Origin of the sequence: Symbiopectobacterium sp. (assembly GCF_047692315.1) — a bacterium.
Lineage (GTDB): Bacteria > Pseudomonadota > Gammaproteobacteria > Enterobacterales > Enterobacteriaceae > Symbiopectobacterium.
Genome location: NZ_JBLLJS010000012.1, coordinates 171381 through 190198 on the forward strand (window position 1 = coordinate 171381; position 18818 = coordinate 190198).

General features: G+C 48.7%; 10 protein-coding genes and 12 pseudogenes. 7 read left to right on the forward strand and 15 right to left on the reverse strand.

All coding sequences use genetic code 11. The annotated features are described in order from the left end of the window. The first annotated feature begins 412 nt into the window (after window positions 1-412). Window positions 413-985, forward strand: a complete 573-nt coding sequence (mntP, locus tag ACMZI0_RS05100) for a manganese efflux pump MntP (protein ID WP_415672350.1) — start codon at window positions 413-415, stop codon at window positions 983-985. Between the two features lie 53 nt (window positions 986-1038). Here the strand turns inward: mntP and rlmA are convergent, their stop codons facing one another. The 12 genes and pseudogenes from rlmA to pelW form a co-directional block, all read right to left on the reverse strand. After that, complete coding sequence (rlmA, locus tag ACMZI0_RS05105; RefSeq protein ID WP_415672166.1) at window positions 1039-1848, reverse strand: 23S rRNA (guanine(745)-N(1))-methyltransferase; 810 nt, start codon at window positions 1846-1848, stop codon at window positions 1039-1041. Between the two features lie 108 nt (window positions 1849-1956). Then, window positions 1957-2166, reverse strand: a complete 210-nt coding sequence (gene cspE, locus ACMZI0_RS05110; protein ID WP_415672167.1) for a transcription antiterminator/RNA stability regulator CspE — start codon at window positions 2164-2166, stop codon at window positions 1957-1959. Window positions 2167-2228: 62 nt separating this feature from the next. Further along, window positions 2229-2324 carry a DUF2627 domain-containing protein gene (locus tag ACMZI0_RS05115; RefSeq protein ID WP_415672168.1) on the reverse strand — a complete coding sequence of 32 codons (96 nt, stop codon included), beginning with the start codon at window positions 2322-2324 and terminating at the stop codon, window positions 2229-2231. A 371-nt stretch (window positions 2325-2695) separates the two neighbouring features. Next, window positions 2696-2914: a hypothetical protein gene (locus ACMZI0_RS05120; RefSeq protein ID WP_415672169.1), complete on the reverse strand. Its 219-nt coding sequence runs from the start codon at window positions 2912-2914 to the stop codon at window positions 2696-2698. Between the two features lie 96 nt (window positions 2915-3010). Then, window positions 3011-3319 (reverse strand): annotated as a pseudogene (locus ACMZI0_RS05125) (metal-dependent hydrolase); the annotation flags it as partial. A 91-nt stretch (window positions 3320-3410) separates the two neighbouring features. Next, window positions 3411-4360 (reverse strand): annotated as a pseudogene (gene paeX, locus ACMZI0_RS05130) (pectin acetylesterase PaeX). Between the two features lie 324 nt (window positions 4361-4684). After that, window positions 4685-5407: an oligogalacturonate-specific porin KdgM family protein gene (locus ACMZI0_RS05135; RefSeq protein WP_415672170.1), complete on the reverse strand. Its 723-nt coding sequence runs from the start codon at window positions 5405-5407 to the stop codon at window positions 4685-4687. A gap of 245 nt (window positions 5408-5652) precedes the next feature. Then, window positions 5653-6940: pseudogene (locus ACMZI0_RS05140) on the reverse strand (ABC transporter substrate-binding protein). A 15-nt stretch (window positions 6941-6955) separates the two neighbouring features. Beyond that, window positions 6956-8084 (reverse strand): annotated as a pseudogene (locus tag ACMZI0_RS05145) (ABC transporter ATP-binding protein). A gap of 13 nt (window positions 8085-8097) precedes the next feature. After that, a complete protein-coding gene (locus tag ACMZI0_RS05150) occupies window positions 8098-9003 on the reverse strand; it encodes a carbohydrate ABC transporter permease (RefSeq protein WP_415672171.1) in 906 nt (301 codons plus the stop codon). After that, window positions 8996-9883 (reverse strand): annotated as a pseudogene (locus tag ACMZI0_RS05155) (carbohydrate ABC transporter permease). The gene ACMZI0_RS05150 and the pseudogene ACMZI0_RS05155 overlap by 8 nt, the downstream one beginning before the upstream one ends. A gap of 42 nt (window positions 9884-9925) precedes the next feature. Next, window positions 9926-11554 (reverse strand): annotated as a pseudogene (pelW, locus tag ACMZI0_RS05160) (pectate disaccharide-lyase PelW). 695 nt (window positions 11555-12249) lie between these two features. Between pelW and ACMZI0_RS05165 the strand changes: the two are divergent. Then, window positions 12250-12584, forward strand: a pseudogene (locus ACMZI0_RS05165) (cupin domain-containing protein). A 43-nt stretch (window positions 12585-12627) separates the two neighbouring features. Here ACMZI0_RS05165 and hxpB read toward each other — a convergent pair. Further along, window positions 12628-13299: pseudogene (gene hxpB / locus ACMZI0_RS05170) on the reverse strand (hexitol phosphatase HxpB). A 270-nt stretch (window positions 13300-13569) separates the two neighbouring features. Between hxpB and ACMZI0_RS05175 the strand changes: the two are divergent. Then, a pseudogene (locus ACMZI0_RS05175) lies at window positions 13570-14117 on the forward strand (YniB family protein). 49 nt (window positions 14118-14166) lie between these two features. Here the strand turns inward: ACMZI0_RS05175 and ACMZI0_RS05180 are convergent. Continuing rightward, window positions 14167-14586: pseudogene (locus ACMZI0_RS05180) on the reverse strand (fructosamine kinase family protein); the annotation flags it as partial. Between ACMZI0_RS05180 and ACMZI0_RS05185 the strand changes: the two are divergent. Both ACMZI0_RS05185 and ACMZI0_RS05190 read left to right on the forward strand, forming a co-directional pair. Beyond that, window positions 14575-14847: pseudogene (locus tag ACMZI0_RS05185) on the forward strand (metal-dependent hydrolase); the annotation flags it as partial. The pseudogenes ACMZI0_RS05180 and ACMZI0_RS05185 sit on opposite strands and share 12 nt — an antisense overlap. Window positions 14848-14970: 123 nt before the next feature. Then, window positions 14971-16369 (forward strand): annotated as a pseudogene (locus tag ACMZI0_RS05190) (L-cystine transporter). 95 nt (window positions 16370-16464) lie between these two features. Here the strand turns inward: ACMZI0_RS05190 and osmE are convergent. Then, entirely contained in the window at window positions 16465-16797 is a 333-nt protein-coding gene (osmE, locus tag ACMZI0_RS05195; protein WP_415672172.1) for an osmotically-inducible lipoprotein OsmE, read from the reverse strand. A gap of 226 nt (window positions 16798-17023) precedes the next feature. Between osmE and nadE the strand changes: the two genes are divergently transcribed. Next, on the forward strand, window positions 17024-17848 hold the full coding sequence (gene nadE, locus ACMZI0_RS05200) for an ammonia-dependent NAD(+) synthetase (RefSeq protein WP_415672173.1): 825 nt from the start codon (window positions 17024-17026) through the stop codon (window positions 17846-17848). A 77-nt stretch (window positions 17849-17925) separates the two neighbouring features. Next, the gene (gene yddG / locus ACMZI0_RS05205) at window positions 17926-18816 is read left to right on the forward strand and encodes an aromatic amino acid DMT transporter YddG (protein ID WP_415672351.1); all 891 of its coding nucleotides are present in this window, start codon (window positions 17926-17928) and stop codon (window positions 18814-18816) included. Window positions 18817-18818 lie beyond the last annotated feature (2 nt).

Here is an 18818-nt window from a genome sequence, read left to right on the forward strand (position 1 = left end):
ACCCACACGATGGCAAGTCATATTTACCCCTGTTGATACTGTTATTATTTTGTGAATTTTACGAATCAATTGATAATGAAAAAAATTATCAATTACATTTGAAGCGTGAATAGTGAAATCCCTGCTTTTTATCGGTTGTTTCACGCGTAAATATTATGGTAAGGTTGCGCCGTTATTTGGGGAGTAGCCAATTTCTGAATATTGGATTCAGAAATGCCCGTATCAACATACTCGTTTTATACCGAAAATCGTTCAGTACGTCAGTTATGCAGAAGCGGACGTGCGACAATAGGTATAGTAAAAACGTGGTGCGGGCGGCAGTGATGCAGGCGAGACCATAGACACATGTCCCCTATTTAGGTTGGGAAGGTGGCATGTGGATATGGAGAATCGCCCAGCCGAGGCTATTGCTATGAATCTTTATGCTACGCTTATTCTTGCTTTTGGCATGTCGATGGATGCGTTTGCTGCATCCATCGGTAAAGGTGCCGTCTTACACAAACCCCGTTTCCGTGATGCGATTCGCACTGGGTTAATCTTCGGGTTGATTGAAGCCATCACTCCACTAATCGGCTGGGCACTCGGTTTCTTCGCCAGTCAATATATCCTTGAGTGGGATCATTGGGTCGCCTTTACACTGCTAGTCATTCTGGGTGGTCGCATGATCATGGAAGGCATGCGTAGTTCACGGGACGAGAATGATGAACCGGTGAGGCGCCACACCCTGTTTGCTCTGGTTTGCACCGCCATCGCGACCAGTCTTGATGCCATGGCCATCGGTGTCGGTCTGGCATTCTTGCAGGTCAATATCTTCCATACCGCCATGGTTATCGGTTGTGCCACGATGATCATGGTTACGCTGGGTATGTTGATTGGCCGCTATATCGGTCCTCTCGTGGGAAAAAAAGCTGAAATCTTTGGCGGGATAGTGTTAATCGGTATTGGCAGCAACATTCTCTATGAGCATCTTATCGGCATCGCCTGATGCATTTATTCATCGCTAATAATAGAGGGGGAGCCAATGCTCCCCCTTTCTATTTATCCGACATCACGCTGATGGAAGCGAAGAATAAAATCCGTTTCGCACTGAAAGTTGTCAGTATCTAAAAGCTGCTGTTTCACCTCTTGCGCCGCACGCCAGGCAAACGGCGTCATTTGCAGCAATGAAGCCGCTTCATCACCGCGTAGTGACATCCAGTACGCCAGCGTATGTTCTTCACGCAGCGTAAGGCCAGGCAGTTCCTCTGCTTTTACCGGATGAAGCATGACAGAATCATAAACCTGTGCTTTTAGCTGATACAAATGGCGCGGGCCAGGAGAAACGGTGATTACCCACCCTTGCGCTTTTACGGTTCTGGCCAGCTCCTCCCCCTCGCAGGGAGCATAAATTTTCAGTATTCCATCCAGCACTGCATCACCAAACGGCAAGCGCCGACTTGAGGCAACACAAAATTCAACGGCGGTATAGCGCTTCGCCGCTCTTTGAATGGCTGCTTTAGAAATATCCAGGCCGAAAACCTGGACGGCGCGCAAATGCTCCGCCAGCGCACCGGTGTAGTAACCCTCGCCACAGCCAATATCGAGCAGTGCCTGCGCCTGTGGCGGAAGCAGGCGATCGATATGTTGCAGCAACGCTGCCTGCAACGGCTGATAATGGCCCGCATCAAGAAAAAGGCGGCGAGCACGCATCATATCTGCATTATCGCCTGGCATTTTTGAACGTTTAAACTGCACCGGCAACAGGTTGACGTATCCCTCTCTGGCGCGATCGAAATGATGATGGCCACATGACCATTGGCGATCGTTAGCCATTAACGATTGATGGCAGAGCGGACATTGATAAAACATGGACATAATTTCCTACAGGGCGATAAAAACAAATGCGGATACGCGGCAAGTAAAAGGCAGAAAACAAAAAACCCGCACCATGGCGGGTTTTGCACTGGAAACGGTAAATTACAGCGTGGTTACGTTAACAGCAGAAGGACCTTTCTGGCCGTCTTGAATTTCGAACTCTACGCTCTGGCCTTCAGCCAGCGTTTTAAAACCGGTACCTTGGATTGCAGAAAAGTGAACGAACACGTCTTTGCTGCCGTCAGCAGGCGTAATGAAACCAAAACCTTTGGACTCATTGAACCACTTAACCTGACCTTTAATCTTTACCATTTTACACATTTCCTTTAATTGTTTAAACCGCCCAAAGGCGTTATACAGACAAACCAAAGTCGTTACTGCTTTGAGGCACCAAGATAAGGATCGGCAGAGAAATAGTGCGCAACGCTAACGGTTGTATCATTAACTTCCTTACTGAAAATGCCACTCATATACAGAACTGTACCTCGTTTCACCCAAATGCGTTATTACACACTCTGAAAACGATGGCAAGCCATTTTTGTTCAGTCACAGACGCGCCGCACAGAATAAGGCCTCAACCCCTGTAACAACCGTACTGAAGCCGTTGTTATCATCACAGACAAGGCACTTATAACCTATTGAGTAATTGTGGTTTTATCTATTAGTCCATTAAATGTAACTTGTTAAGCAATCTTGCTACTGTTAGCAGCACTTTTCCATAGCAAAATGTTATAAATTTAGAACTTATTCGCGATAAGAAAATAAAAGGAGCGAATTCTTATTATTATGCTACCCGGAGGAAAATGCTTCTCATGCCGCACTTTCCTTCGAGTACGATCCATTAATACCCTTGAACCATTACGCCAATTAATAACGCAAGTACCACCAATAAAACGATGCTTGCCAACTTCCAACGCCTTTCTGATTTTGCTCCCATTGCGAATATCATAACAATATCAAATACTTCCATTGAACACTTTTTTGTATATCGGCCAATCAGCATTTTTTTACGCTTGTTGTGCCGCCATTCATCATTCAGCTGCCGAGCAAAAAACACCATAAACAGGGCAGCAACAGTTAGACTTCATTCGTTACGTTAAGTAAGACTTGTTAACCGGGATCACGATTTTACAACAGAGCAACGTTCTTTGCCGAGATAGGCATCGGTAGGGATCGGCCAATCTGCGGGCAATTGAAGACGAATAAAGCAGATGACCGCCACAATGGCCAGCAAGCTATGGGTGAAACCTCGGTGCCCAAAGGCGCGCGCGATAGGCACTGAGAACCACCGTAGCCGCTGCCCCAATACGGATTTGGGGTGATCAATATCCGGCAGTAACGCTGTCAGCAGGGCTCCCAGAATGATATGCCACCAGTCTCCGCTCGCCAGTGCTGGCGTGATCTCTGCTTTTTTGGCAAAAATAGCGCAGGCAACGGAGAATAGCAGATGTCCTTCCGCAGTCATGGGGTCTCTCGGTAAGCTGTAATTTTATACAGTATAGAGAAATATTCCTGACTGCGGAAGTTGTGACGGCGTAACTATTTATGTCGTGCTCTTATTTATTGCTGCTTGTGCCGTCAACGGGTAATGCGCTCAGCCAGGTATGCACCAGCTGTGGCCAGACGGCGACAGGCAACCCTTTCGTGCCGCGAATGCCAAAACCGTGTTTTCCCTTTTTAAACAGATGCATTTCCACCGGAATATGTTTGGCCTTTAGCGCAGAAAACATCACCATACTGTTCTCGACAGACACTGAGGGGTCATCCACGGCATGCACCAGGAACGTCGGAGGTGTCTGCGTGTTGACATGTTGATCGGGGGAGAGTAACGCACAATACCCGCTTCGTCAGGATGCTGACCCAAGAGTTGTTTACGCGAACCGGTATGGCCAATATCGTCGCGAATGGAAATGACAGGGTACATCAGCACCATAAAGTCTGGACGCGCGCTCAGGCTATCGATCTCATCCAGAGGTGGCGTTACTACACGGTCAAACTGGGTGCCCAGGCTGGCAGCAACGTGCCCGCCGGCAGAAAACCCCATCACACCAATACGTTGTGGGTTAAGCTTCCAGTTTGCTGCCTGTGCCCGCAATGTGCGCTGCGCATCAGCCAGCGGGGCATCGGCTCCCTCTTTGTGGCCTTCTCCCGGCATGCGGTAGGTCATAACAAATAGCGTATAGCCCTGTGCGTTAAAGTAGGGTGCCAGATCGCTACCTTCTTTATCCAGTACCACGCGCTGATAAGAACCACCGGGGGTGACCAGAATACCCACGCCGTTCGGTTTTTCTGGGGCATACACAGTGATTTCTGGCGCGCGAATTCCTGTTGCGGTGCGATCGGGCAACGCCGGATCTTTACTGCGTTCAACGACTTCTGGTTTAGCGGCTGAGGTAGCCGCACCGGGTGCTTCACCCTGTGGCCAGACAGGAAAAGTGGCGTTGGCAAAACTGATTCCAGACATTGATACCAATAAGGCTCCAGCAATAAGAGAACGCGAAATCATAGTATATCACTCGCAAAAAAGTCATTAGGGGAACGGGTGAGTTAGCATGGGGAATTCGAAAGGAAAAAAAGGGTATTCATCACATCGGAGAGAAAACGAACACCCTAAAAACCACAAAATATATATCAAAAAATAACGTTCATGCACGAAGAGGGTAATTCAGATACAGAATACATAACCTAAAGCTAGCTATCGCACTGCTAAACTAACTATTGAACTGCTAACTGCCAAGACGTAAAAAGTGATATTCCGGAACACTATAGCAAATTGTCAACCTGAATATCCCTGTACTGCTTTTGCCTAACTTTTAATCGCTAATGACGATTAGAAGCTATATTGAACACCTACACGGAAACGTGTTTGACGGTGATCAGATTTGCCATCCTGGACAACGTTACCGATAGCGGTATACGGCTTCCAGTTCTTATCCCATTTGTAGGACAGTTTTACGTCATGTTCCAGTGACCAGTTGTCATTGTCAAACAAAGTCACACCGGCTTTGGTGGTTTTCTTATAATCTATTTCGTAATCAACTTGCCAATCTTTCAGGAATTTATAAGAAAGAACACCGGTGATGTTATAACCACTTTCTGACGTGTAATCACTTGCTTTGGTGGAACCGATTTTACCGCTGTTACGCTTGTAGTAAGGACGATAGCGCAGAGAGTAGGACAAGTCGTCGATAATATTTACTTTAGCGCGCAGATAAGGACGGTAGTTGTTAGTTTCAGAGGTGGAATCCAGGGAGAAACCAGGTTCAATAGACCAGGTTTTGTTGAAGTCGTAAACATAGCTGGCAACTACTTCGGTGCCATTGCTGACAGGCTCGCTAAAAGGTTTGTTTACACTGTCATCTTTACCACTTTGTTTCCATCTAGCTTCAACAGATAAACCAAAGCCGTTGGCAAAGCGATGTGATACGGACAAACGATCTTTATGATCAGCACTTGGAGTATCTTTCATTTCATGACGATAATCGATTGTGACTGCCATTGCATTAACGCTAACGATCGAAGTCACGGCCAGAGCTAATAATTTTAATTTCATTTTATATTTCCCATCGAGTAATAACATTATGCTAAAATACGCATTTGTACTTATTGGAGCAAGTTATATTTTATTTATTATAAAATTATATTTTGTGATATTGATCGTACATAGTAAAAAAAGTGAAATATTGTTTCAAAATGTGAAATTGATCGGTATGGAAATAAAGTGTGTTTCAATTAAAATGAAAAAATCCCTGCCACGCAGCATGACAGGGATTTAACGTAGAGATTACATAAAATATATTACTTCATTGCACGTTTCAAAATACGTTCAGACTGACGCTGGAAGTATTTAGACGCTTCGTCAACCGTTTTCTGACCGTAGTCGATAGACTGAATGGTATCACCAAACAGCGCTACGATTTGCGGGTCATCAAAGTACGGAGATACACCGATTTCGTGCGGTAATGTCAATGCCTGGTTCAGACCGGCAACGGCGTTGGAATCATCTTTGATCACGCCATCGCTACGCAGTGCGCTACAGCAGCCTTGCTCAACGGTACGCCACGTTCCAGACCGAGCGCTTGCACACCTTCTTTGCTGTTCAGCAGGAAGTTGATCAGCATTGCTGCTTCTTTCGGGTGTTTGGAAGACTTACCGATAAAGAGCATCTGAGCCGGTTTGAAGAACAGACCTGCATCTTTGGCGCCCGGCAGCATCGGGTAGTTACCCAGAGCCAGTTTGGCCGGCGGTTGCAGGTTATCAGAGTACTTGGTAATGGTGGAGTTCCACATGTAAGTACCTGCCCATTCACCGGTGATCCACGGCTTCATTTCATACATGTTGCTCTTGCCGAAAGAGGCATAGTACTTCATGTCCGGCATAACGTGGCTATCAACCAGTTTTTTGTACATGCCGGAGAAATCAGCCCATTGCGCATCGTTGTACGCGAATTTCTGGGTTTTCACATCGATAGCAGGGATGCCGTATTTCTGAACCATGTATGAGTTCAGCAGCGCCAGCGTATCCTGGTGCTCCAGAATAACAGGGTAGTACTGAGTACCCAGTTTTCTTTGAACACTTTACCGGCGTTCAGCAGTTCGTCCCAGGTTTTCGGATATTCCAGTCCTGCTTTCTGCCAGGTGTCGGTGTTGAAATAGAACACACGAGCAGTCACAGAGATCGGAATACCGTTCAGTTTGCCGTCAACAGTGGTGTTATTCAGTTCTTTTTGTTCGAACTGAGCGAGATCGATAACACCTTTCTGTTTGTTCAGATCGTAGAAACCCTCACCGTTTTTGGAGAAGATCGGTAGCCAGTTCCAGTTGGTCTGCATCACATCAGGCTCGGTGTTACCGGCGATCTGTGTGGTCAAACGTGCCAGGTGGCCGTCCCAACCGGTGTATTCCGCTTTAACGGTGATGTTCGGATTTGCCTTCTGGAAATCTTCAATCGCTTTCAACGTCTGCTGGTGACGACCATTGCCGCCCCACCAGGACATACGCAGTTCAACGTTATCCGCTGCGAAAGATTGATGCGCCAGCAATGCCAGAGATGAGGCTATCAACGTGTGTAGGATCGCTTTTTTCATCGGTAACTACTCTTGTTAAAGAGAGATATTTTGTTCTGTTTTTGCATCAAAGATATGGCACTTATCCATATCAAACTTAAAGAACACCTGACGGTTCAGGCCCATTCTTAATAATCAATCTCGCTTCCTCAGAAGGAATACGACTGGTTATCTCAAAGCCATCAACCTTTATGTACATAAAGAATTCATGACCCATGTTCTCTACACGTACCAGTTCGCCGACAGAATGGTTGTCTTCGAAAGGCGTATCGGAGACTGACACATATTCGGGGCGCACGCCGAAGAAGATATCTTGTGTCAGATGAGAGCGAACTTTGTCCTGTTGAGCGGAATTCAGCGGCAGGGTGTAGGCACCCACGTGCAGACCAATCTTACCGTCAGCTTCAACCAGTTTACCCAGCTTGATGTTCATTTCTGGCGCGCCGATAAAGCCTGCCACGAACATATTTTTCGGATAGTGGTACAGGTTATCCGGTGTATCCACCTGCATGATGTGGCCCAGTTTCATGACGCAGATACGGTCACCCATGGTCATGGCTTCGGTCTGGTCGTGGGTAACATATACGCTGGTTGCCAGTTTGCCGCTTTTCTTCAACTGTTTGTGCAGGTCAGAGATGCGGATACGCATGGAAGCACGCAGTTTGGCGTCCAGGTTGGACAACGGTTCATCGAACAGGAACACATCCGGTTTTTTCACGATGGCACGGCCTACAGCCACACGCTGTGCCTGACCACCGGACAACTGGCGCGGCAGACGGTCCATCAACTCTTCAAGTTCAAGAATCTTGGCCGCTTCGTTAACCTGCTCGTCGATCTTCTCTTTCGGCAATTTAGCCAGTTTCAGACCGAACGCCAGGTTTTCACGTACCGTCATGTGCGGGTAGAGGGCATAGTTCTGGAACACCATCGCAATACCGCGATCTTTCGGCACCAGGTTGTTGACAATGCGTTCGCCGATGCGTGCTTCACCGCCGCTAATGGTTTCCAGACCCGCCAACATACGCAGGGTAGTGGACTTGGCACAGCCAGACGGCCCAACGATAACCATGAATTCACCGTCTTTGATGGTCAGGTCGATATCGTGAACTGCTTTGAAACCGTTGGAGTAAACTTTTTCCAGTTTGTTGAAAACTACTTCAGCCATGATAAATCCTCAATTAACCTTTAATTCCGCTGCTGGTCACGCCCTGAACAAAGTAGCGCTGTGCCAAGAAGAAAATGATGATGGATGGCAGGATCGAAATGCTTGCCATTGCTAAGATTTCGTTCCAGGGTGCGCCTTCTGTTACGTCGATGGACATTTTCAGAGCCAACGCAATCGGGTATTTATCCACGCTGTAGACATAGATCAGCGGGCCGATAAAGTCGTTCATAGACCACATGAACTGGAACAACGCGACGGAAATGATCGCCGGTTTCAGAATCGGCGTGACCACATACCACAGCACCTGCCAGGAGTTACAACCGTCAATCTGTGCTGCTTCTTCCATATCACGCGGTACGCCGCGCAGGAACTGAATCAACATGAAGACGAAGAATCCTTGGGTTGCAAATGTGCAAGGCAAATATAACGGCATGTAGCTATTCAGCATGCCCATTTCACGGAACATGATGTACTGAGGAATCAACAGTACGATGCTGGGCAGCAGCATGGTAGCGATCAGGGTCGCAAACCAGAAGTTTTTCCAAGGAATCTCGAAGCGGGCAAAGCCGTATGCCACGATAACCGAAGAGATAATGGTCAGAATCACTTTCGGGATTACAAATTTGAACGTGTTCAACATGTAATGACCGAAGTTGTATTCAGTACCGGTTTTCCAGCCGTTAACGAAACCGTCACTGGTTGCGTGCTCAGGCCATAGCCCCAGCGTGGTAAAGATCTCGTGGTTTGGTTTGAACGATGCAGAGAACATCCACGCCAGTGGGTAGAGTATCAACAGACCGACGAACAGCAAAATCGTGTAACGAATTGCCGCACTGATCTTCTCTTTACGCAACGTACGACGAACTTCTGCTTCTGCGAGGGCTTGCGCCGATGACAGATTGGAATGGATATCAGCCATTTTTTCCTCCTTATCGGCGGAGTAGAACACCCAGTATTTAGACGGTTTGAACAATATTGATGCGAATACAGCTACAACCAAGAACAGTACCCATGCCAGTGCTGCACCGTAGCCCATATCGAAATACTTGAATGCCGTATCGTAGATATAGAGCGAGAACAGATAGGTGTAGTGGGTCGGGCCACCACCAGTAATGACATATGGCGCGGTAAATTCCTGGAATGCCTGTGTCGTCTGCATGATGAAGTTGAAGAAAATAACCGGCGTGATCAACAGTACGGTCACTTTCAGGAACATCTGCCACTTGGATGCACCGTCGATCATGGCGGCTTCATACTGCGATTGCGGAACGTTCTGCAATGCAGCCAGGAAGATAACCATCGCGGAACCAAACTGCTATACGCGCAGCAGGGTAACGGACATCAGCGCCAGAGACGGTTCGCCCAGCCAGTTGATTGCGTCAAAGCCGAACACACCAAGGAAGCTGTTCAATAGACCGTCGATGGCGAACAGGGCGCGCCACAATACGGCAATGGCTACGCTACTACCGAGGATAGACGGTACATAGTAAGTAGTACGGAAAACCGATACCACGCAATTTAAAATTGAGCACAAATGCAATCAGCAGTGCAAAAATCAATTTCAATGGAATGGTCAGGAATACATAGGCAAAGGTAACCCACAGGGATTTCCAGAAGAGGTCATCTTCCAGAAACATCCGGTGATAGTTTTCCAGGCCGGTAAACTCAGGTGGATTCATCAGGTCATATTCAGTAAAACTGAGCACAAACGATGAAATAAAGGGGAAAGCGGTAAAAACTATCAACCCTATTATATAAGGGGAGATATAGGCTAGCCCCAGCCTTTTGTTTTCATTCATAATGCTTACCTACTTAGTAATTGAGAACCATTAAAATAAAAATCAATGTGTTAATAACTCTGGATAAATTAATTCCACGTCATAAACAATTCTGTTTTCCTCATTAAAGCGAAAATCACCGTGGACGTATCCACCCTGCGTTAAAAGTGCCGGTACCGCGTCACGTTTACCGTAACAAGCGGCAACAAACGTCAGTAATGCCAGCGGAAGAGGATCATCCAGGCGTAAATAACGATGTTGTACCGAACGAACAAACCATGATGAAATTGCTGTTTGAATAAGGTTTCCGCTACGCGCCAGGCACGCTCTGCCCATATCGGCGACTGCGTTTTTTCTGCCAGTTCAGTCAAAGCGACTAACAGGAAAGGCGTCGCACTCTTTTCCAGGCCGTCTTGCTCACCGTGCTTTGCCATTGTCTCAATCAATGCGTACAGCTCGTCATCATCGCTCAAGCTATAGGCACGTACCAACGGCAGCAGATAATCGCCTTCAAGTGCGAAGGGGGCTAATGTGGTGCCCTTTTTGCCATAATAGCCATCGCGTGGGAAAACAAAACCGGTCATATCCTGCCCGTTGTTCCACATCGGACGCAGCGTGTTGCTGACCACGTCGTAGGCATATTGGTAATAATTCTTTAAGCCTGAAATGACCCATGCCATAATTTCGCTATCGGGCTGCTGGCGAAAAATATCCAATATGGCCAGCGGGTTATCAATTAATAAAGGGCGCATGTCACGGAACAACACATTGGCTTCTTTGGCGATAACGCCAAATTCAGGGCCAAACTGACGCTGTGCACGATCGCCAAACCAGGATTGGGTCTGGTTGTCATCTTCAGGTACCGGCTGACGTTGCAGCGGTGAACTGAACTGATATACCGGCATGCCCGTTTCGGGATTACGCGCCAGAACATACTGGCGATATAAATGTTTGCCACACGCCGCCTCTGATGCATCGCCGGTAAAGTGGGAATAAGCAAAAGCTGCATAAATCAGGTCGGTGCCCGCGTTGACGAAGGTTAACCCTTTGGTCAGCGGCAGTTGCGGCCACAGCGCTGGATCAACCACATCGCGACGTGCGTGTTCAAAGACCTGCGGATCGCGCGTTTTGGCATAATCGCCGTGGCGGCCAAGATCTAGTTGTTGCCAATCTTCTACGTGGGCATTCCAGAACCCCTGAAGATAGTTCAGCGTTTTTTCTGCGCTGACGCGATGCAACAGCGTGTAATAGGGCAGATGGTGTTTTAATTCATGCACCATGGCTTTTGATTCTGGCCCTTCGCTGCGCAACGTATCGAGATTGGTGAAACGATGCCCCCCCCAATAAAACAGGCCGCTATTATCATCAACATAGTGTTGGAAGAAGTAGTCGGTATACGCCGTTGCCTGCTGTTCATAACGGGAATCCCCCGTGATGGCGCTCATGGCGCTTAAGGTTCTTAACCAGTTTTGTTGGCTGGCGAAATTCGCGATGGGGGCATCATGACCATCCGGGAATTTCCACACCACCGGTTCCTGCGTGGAGACATCAACGCCATCTGCCAGCAGGGGGGGAAGGATTTTTACGGCTTTGTGCAGTCTGCAATACACGAGCGATATGGCTATCCAATGCGGCCAACCATTCGTTGAGTGTCGTTTCAGAGCTGGTGCGTAAAGTCGTAAAAAGACTCATCGAGAACCTTCTTATCGAACTGCGTTGCAGTTCCTTATAAATAGAAACACTGTTTCGATTGATTATATTGCGCTATTTACTCCCTCGTCATGCACGCAATCTCGAAAGCGTGATCAAAGTAGGAGCGTTGTTTTGATTTTTTTAATAAGGCGGTTTTAGCAAGGGGTGAACCGCCATCTTTAACTAACTATATGAAATATAAATAGAAGAAAATGCAGTGTTGGAACATCTGACATTGTCTGTTAAAAAAATGTGTGCGCTTGTCAGCGTGTTATCAGCCAGTATTGCTACCGTACTGCTTTCATTGGTGAAACCAGAGAAGTGTAGTAAAGAACCGTGATGCTGCTAGCGAAGTTTGCTTGTTCATACTGGTTCTTGGTACGCCACGTTTACGCTTGCTCGTAACAGGGAAAACGAAAACGCCGGGCGAAACAGGTCAGATTGTGTGGCAGTAACAACATGGCCTGTTCCGGTGCGCGCCCGGCGCTTTCATGTTTGGAGAAGCGTAATGCAGATGGTATAGTAATTTAATAAAAGTAAAATATTATTTTATTTATTTCTTGAGGGCCGTCATGCTTTTACACATTTTCAGTTTCGTTCGGCATGAATGTTACTAGAATGGCGGAATTCGTATGCTGTGCCCACCCGCATGCTGCTGGATATTGGGCAATAACAATTAATAGGAAGGAGTGACCATGAAACGCTACTTTATTGATGATGAAACCCCGTGGGAAGAGCTGGGCGGCGGTATCAAACGCAAAAAATCATGACCTGGACCGACAACCTGATGATGGTGCTGGTACATTTTGACAAAGACGCTATTGGTACGCCGCACAAACACGACATCCACGATCAGATCGCTTACGTTGCCGCGGGCAGCTTTGAAGTGGTGATCGAAGGGGAAAAACACATTCTGAAAGCGGGTGATGCCTATCTGGCTGTCAAGAATGAAATGCACGGCGTGGTATCGTTGGAAGATGGCAGCATCCTGATTGATACCTTCAATCTGAAACGTGCTGATTTTCTCTAAGCTTTGCAAACCGGCCAAGTGATTGGCCGGTTTACCCTCCCGATCAGTTTCCTGTCAAATCTTCAAGCTTTAACGCTTCCAGTGAATTCAACTTTGTGTCAGCCAGTACCCAACGCGGATCCTGAGCATGCTCAATACTTGGTACCACGATAGAGCACATGCGAGCGGCTTTAGTCGCGATCATTCCATTGATTGAGTCTTCCAGCGTGACACAGCGCAACGGCGAAATATCCAACGCGTGTGCCGCGTTTAAATAGACCCGAGGGTGTGGTTTGCTGAACGGCAGTGATTCAGCTGAAGCAAGCGTATCAAAATAGTGCGTCAGACCAAAGGATTGCAAAACATGTTGCAGCATAAACAGCGGAGAAGCGGAAGCAAGCCAAATACAAAAACCCTGTTCACGACATAGCTGCAATGCATGCTCCACGCCCGGCAGCAACGGGTGGCGCTCATCTACCAGCTCGATTGCGCGCGCAATGATGCGTTTGACCACCTCGCTACGGCTTGGGGTTTGCCAGGGGGAATACTAATACCACAGGTCAACCACCAGATCGATACGCAACCCTAACAAATCGGGCAGGGTGTCGCGTACGGAGGTGTCAACGCCCAATGCGGTAATCACTTCAACTTCGGCCTGTTCCCACAAAGGCTCGGAATCGATCAGCAAGCCGTCCATATCAAACAACGCGGCCTGAGGCGCACCGGCTACAGTCATGCAATGTCTCCTATCGGGTAGAGAAGGGTGTTAAAGGATAATAGCGGTTTGTGGACGGTTCATTTCAGCCCGGTCTCTTGCAGGCTACCACCGTTCGTCGTGTCATGGGACATTGCGTCTTTGTGTGTACGCTGCCTATCGGCGTTTATTATGGTTATAATGCAATGGGATATGCCAGCGGCCTCTGTTTCGGTGTTACCTGTCCGTTCTCCTGGAGCCGATCGTACCGGGTGAGGGTTATTTTTATCGCGTCATTTATAAGGGGAACTCATGACGTACCAACAGGCGGGTCTTATTGCGATTATAAAACGCATTGCAGGATGGATCCTTTTTATCCCGGCTCTGCTCTCAACCTGCATTTCGCTGGCGAACTATTTATATCAATACCCGCAAAAAAACAGGGCATCGATGCGGTACTCCTGGATTTCTTGCACCTGATGATCGACATGACACGCTTTAACACACCGTTTCTTAACTTGTTTTGGTATAACTCGCCGCTGCCGGATTTCTCTCGGCCGTTTACTGCCGCCAGTATTATGTTCTGGATTATCTATTTGTTGATTTTTGTCGGGCTTGCGCTGCAAGTCATCGGTGCACGCATGACAAGGCAGGCACGTGCAGTACGTGAATTCATTGAAGATCAAGTGATTCTGGAGAAAATGAAAGGGAGTGAGGGGCGTACCCGCGAAGAACTGGCGTCGCGCGCTGAGGTGCCACACCACACCATCTTTTTACAATATTTCCCGCTTTACATCCTGCCGATTGTTACCGCAGTTGCTGGCTACGTTGTTTTACGCTTATTGGGCGTTCCCCCATGAAAACTGCCCCTTCCGGCGTGATGCCAGAGGGGGAGCGCGACCGCCGGATTCAGGTAGTCAACTGCTGCTCGATAGCTTGCTGTGCGGCGGTAACATGCTGCCCGCCGAACAAATTCGCTCGGTTAAGGAGATAATAGATTTGATACAACGGCTGGCGTTCAATAAAGCCTTTATCCAACGGCCAGACGTTTTGATAGCCGTCATAGATTTGGGGCGGCAGGGAAGGCGTGAGGGGCAACATTGCCAAATCGCACTCTCTGTCGCCCCAATAGCAGGCGGGATCGAATAGGAAACTGCCATCGTGATAGCTGGCGCAGTTATCTGGCCAGAGATCGCCATGCAGCAGGGAGGGTTGTGGTTGATGTCCGGCCAGGCGTGACTTTACCTGCGCTATCAACGTATCGATATCCCCGAAGTACATCCCTTTCTCTGCTGCCAACTGCAACTGCCAGCCAATGCGTTGCTCGCTATGCTGGTTGGCTATCTCAGCCACATCATGGCCGACATGCTGACCTCTGCGGGTGTTCCTCTACTGTGGCCGTGCCGTTGGCGCTTTCGCTTGCCGCTGATTAATGGTCAGAAAGGCAACCAACTAGAGCGCGTACTGTGCCTGGCGCTGATCGGCTTTTTGCTTTATCACACACCGCGCGTGGGTGCCTGTTACGGCTATGAGCAGACATGCCGCTGGTATGATTCTGCCCGAAGTCAGTTTATCCAACTCCTCAGATAGCCGCTCCGCGCGCAAACCATCAACCATATGCGATTTCAGTAGAAGATACTGCGCATTGGTATAACGGAACCCATAAGGAACTGCTATCCTAACGCCCATTTTTATTTCTAGGGAGGAGAAGGCATATCCTTTGCGCTATTGGCTAATATTGTCGCTTTTTTGGCGTTGATTGTCCTGCTCGCTTATACCAGCCGTAACCCAACTTGGAGTCTGGCGAAAAAAGTTCTGCTTGGTCTGGTTATCGGCGTGGTGTTCGGCTTCGCATTGCATCTGGTGTATGGGGGCAACGATCCGGTCATCAAGGCTTCCGTTGCCTGGTTCAATATCGTTGGAAACGGTTATGTCCAACTGTTACAGATGGTTGTCATGCCACTGGTTTTCGTTTCAATCCTGAATTCGGTTGCCAAACTTCACAATGCACCATCATTAGGAAAAATTAGCGTATTGACGCTGGGTACGTTGCTATTCACCACCCTGATCGCCGCGCTGGTTGGCGTTCTGGTTACTCTGTTGTTTGGCCTTAGCGCGTCAGACCTGGTGCAAGGCGCGCAGGAGACCGCCCGTCTTAGCGCGATTGAGAACAATTATGCCGGGAAAGTGGCCGATTTGAATGTGCCGCAATTGATCCTGTCGTTTATTCCCAAAAACCCGTTTGCTGAGCTTACTGGCGCTAACCCAACCTCAATCATCAGTACCGTAATTTTTGCCGCCCTGCTCGGCATCGCGGCGTTGCAACTTCATCGTGATGATGTTGCCAAAGGGGAGCGTGTACTGGCCGCTATCGACACGCTGCAATCCTGGGTGATGAAACTGGTTCGTCTGGTGATGAGGCTGACGCCTTACGGTGTATTGGCGCTGATGACCAAAATGGTCGCTACCTCAAACTTGCAGGACATTCTCAAGCTGGGCAGCTTTGTCGTCGCCTCTTACCTCGGCCTCAGTATCATGTTTGTGATCCATGGCGTACTGTTGGCCACGGCGGGTATCAATCCATTGCGTTTCTTTCGCAAGATTGCTCCCGTGCTGAGCTTTGCCTTTACCAGCCGTTCAAGCGCCGCCACCATTCCACTCAGTATTAAAGCGCAAACACGGCGCATCGGCGTACCGGAATCCATCGCCAGCTTTGCCGCCTCCTTTGGCACCACCATAGGGCAAAACGGTTTGCCGGACTTTATCCCGCCATGCTTGCGGTAATGGTTGCGCCAACTGTCGGTATTAACCCGCTGGATCCGGTATGGATTGCCACCCTGGTAGGTATTGTGACCATCAGTTCCGCGCGGGGGTCGCCGGCGTCGGTGGCGGTGCCACTTTCGCAGCGCTCATCGTACTGCCTGCCATGGGCCGGTAACGTTAGTCGCGCTGCTTATCTCTATCGAACCCTTGATTGATATGGGGCGTACAGCACTTAATGTGAACGGTTCCATGACAGCGGGTACCGTGAACCAGCCAACTGCTGAATCAAACTGACAAGGCGCGTTTTGCTGCCGAGGATGAGTCCTCCTTGAATACCTCTCACGCCTGATCCAAGGTGATTTACCTCAGGCACAAAAAAACCGACAGGTTTACCCTGTCGGTTTTTTTATTGTTTATGTCAAAGGATGTGCGCAGAGAAGGTGATTAGCGCTGTGGGTTGGTGTCATAGGCTTCGCAACTTTGGAAGCCTTTGTTCAGCACCTGGCCACGATCGTTGAAGCTCACAAAATAGTTCTGTGCGGTACCATCACGGTTTTTCAACAAGTAGTTAAAGCAGGTGCCTCTGGCATTTTTTAACCGCACTTCTGACGCTGGCGCGCCTACAATCTGAAGTACCTGCTGTTTGGTCTGTCCGGTTTTCACCTCTTTAACCACCGGCTCGGTAAAACTGCTTTCCGCACGATTATAGGCCGAACACCCAGAGAGAAGGATAGCCCCTGCCGCACCAAGACAAATCAGTAGTTGATTATTTTTCATGTCATTACCTCATTCATTAATGGGTCACTGTCAAGGCTAGATGGCTCGTCGCAATTTTTCAAATCAGATAAAGGCCCTATTTTTTGTTTAAATGGTCGTTTTTACGCCAATAAAAGGAAAAATACGTGCGCACTGCTTGTCCTTTTTCTTCATGCCGATTAGCTTTACACTCTGACTATCAGGGTAATTATTTCGCAGTATCAACAGGTTCAGGAAGGGGGCCATCATGTCATTGCAGCAAGAGATCATCCAGGAGCTGGGTGTTAAGCCTGCCGTCGATCCCAACGCCGAGATTCGTATTAGCGTTGATTTTTTAAAGAATTATCTTAAGGCTAACCCCTTTGTTCGTTCATTGGTGCTGGGGATCAGCGGCGGTCAGGATTCCACGCTAACAGGGAAATTGTGTCAGACAGCCATCGACGAGTTACGTGCTGAAACCGGCGATACACGTTACCAGTTTATCGCCGTGCGCTTGCCTTACGGTATTCAGGCCGACGAAGCCGATTGCCAGGATGCTATCGCGTTTATCCAACCGGACAGAGTGTTAACGGTCAATATCAAACCTGCTGTTGAAGCCAGCGAGGCCACGCTGGCAGCCATTGGAGTGTCACTGTCCGATTTTATCAAAGGCAACGAAAAGGCACGCGAGCGCATGAAGGCACAATACAGCATCGCGGGCATGAATGCGGGTCTGGTGGTCGGCACTGACCATGCGGCAGAAGCCGTCACCGGATTCTTTACCAAATACGGCGACGGCGGTACGGATATCAATCCTATTTTTCGTTTAAACAAACGGCAGGGGAAAGTGTTGCTGAAGACTCTCGGTTGCCCAGAGCATCTTTATATCAAAGCCCCTACGGCAGATTTGGAAGAGAATCGCCCTTCGTTACCCGATGAAACGGCCCTTGGCGTCACCTATAACGAGATTGATGACTATCTGGAAGGCAAAACTCTCGACGCCGATCGCGCCGCCATTATCGAAAACTGGTATAAAAAGACCGAACACAAGCGCCGTCCTCCGGTTACAGTGTTCGACGATTTCTGGCACTGATTAACGGGCATTACACTTTCTGCGGATGCCGGAGACGGCATCCGTTGTCTTTTGGAACAATGATAATCAACATGGATATGACTCCACAACGCGCCATGCTGGCAGGCCTGTTAGCCATTCTGCTCTGGAGCACCTCTGTCGGCCTGCTACGCAGTTTGACCGAGGCCCTCGGCCCCGTAGGGGGCGCGGCGATGATATACAGCACCTGTACTCTCTGTCTGGTGCTGTTTTCTGGAATACCTACGCTGCGCGGTTTTTCCAAAGGGTATCTGTTCGGCGGCGGCTTGGTTTGCGTCTGTTACGAAATCTTTTTGTCACTCTCCATCGGCTTTGCCGATAATCGCGTTCAAGCGATGAAAATGGGCATGATCAATTACCTTTGGCCAAGCCTGACGCTGCTGTTCGCCGTTTTTTTCAACCAACAAAAGAGCAGCATTGGGTTATGGGTGGGAGTCGCGCTTGCACTGGTAGGTATCATCTGGATGATGAAAGGCGAAAGCCAGTGGTCGCCATTAGTAATGTGGCATAACATTCAGACCAACCCGCTGGCTTACAATCTCGCCTTCGCTGCGGCTATTTCCTGGGCGCTGTATTGCAACATCACCAAATGTCTCGGTCAGGGGAAAAGTGGCAATACATTGTTCTTCTTTGTAGTCAGCGTGGTGCTGTGGATCCAGTATGCCGTTTCTACCACGCCGACGATGACGTTTTCCGTGATCACGGGACTGGAACTACTGTTTATGGGGGCATCCACTGCCATCGCCTATTCCGCCTGGAATACCGGAATTCAACGCGGCAACATGACATTACTCGCCACCGCCTCTTACTTTACCCCGGTATTCTCGACGCTGCTGGCAGCACTTTGGCTGCGTACCGTGCCCGATCTGGCCTTTTGGCAGGGTGTCTCCATGATTACTCTGGGTTCACTGGTCTGTTGGTGGGCAACACGCGAGGCACAAAAAACGTAGGG

Bases quoted from the DNA above. Each gene is read 5' to 3' on its own strand.
- yddG (WP_415672351.1), top strand. From the start codon at position 17,926: ATGACTCCACAACGCGCCATGCTGGCAGGCCTGTTAGCCATTCTGCTC.
- cspE (WP_415672167.1), bottom strand. From the start codon at position 2,166: ATGGTAAAGATTAAAGGTCAGGTTAAGTGGTTCAATGAGTCCAAAGGT.
- ACMZI0_RS05135 (WP_415672170.1), bottom strand. From the start codon at position 5,407: ATGAAATTAAAATTATTAGCTCTGGCCGTGACTTCGATCGTTAGCGTT.
- ACMZI0_RS05115 (WP_415672168.1), bottom strand. From the start codon at position 2,324: ATGAGTGGCATTTTCAGTAAGGAAGTTAATGATACAACCGTTAGCGTT.
- ACMZI0_RS05150 (WP_415672171.1), bottom strand. From the start codon at position 9,003: ATGGCTGATATCCATTCCAATCTGTCATCGGCGCAAGCCCTCGCAGAA.
- osmE (WP_415672172.1), bottom strand. From the start codon at position 16,797: ATGAAAAATAATCAACTACTGATTTGTCTTGGTGCGGCAGGGGCTATC.
- ACMZI0_RS05120 (WP_415672169.1), bottom strand. From the start codon at position 2,914: ATGGTGTTTTTTGCTCGGCAGCTGAATGATGAATGGCGGCACAACAAG.
- nadE (WP_415672173.1), top strand. From the start codon at position 17,024: ATGTCATTGCAGCAAGAGATCATCCAGGAGCTGGGTGTTAAGCCTGCC.
- mntP (WP_415672350.1), top strand. From the start codon at position 413: ATGAATCTTTATGCTACGCTTATTCTTGCTTTTGGCATGTCGATGGAT.
- rlmA (WP_415672166.1), bottom strand. From the start codon at position 1,848: ATGTTTTATCAATGTCCGCTCTGCCATCAATCGTTAATGGCTAACGAT.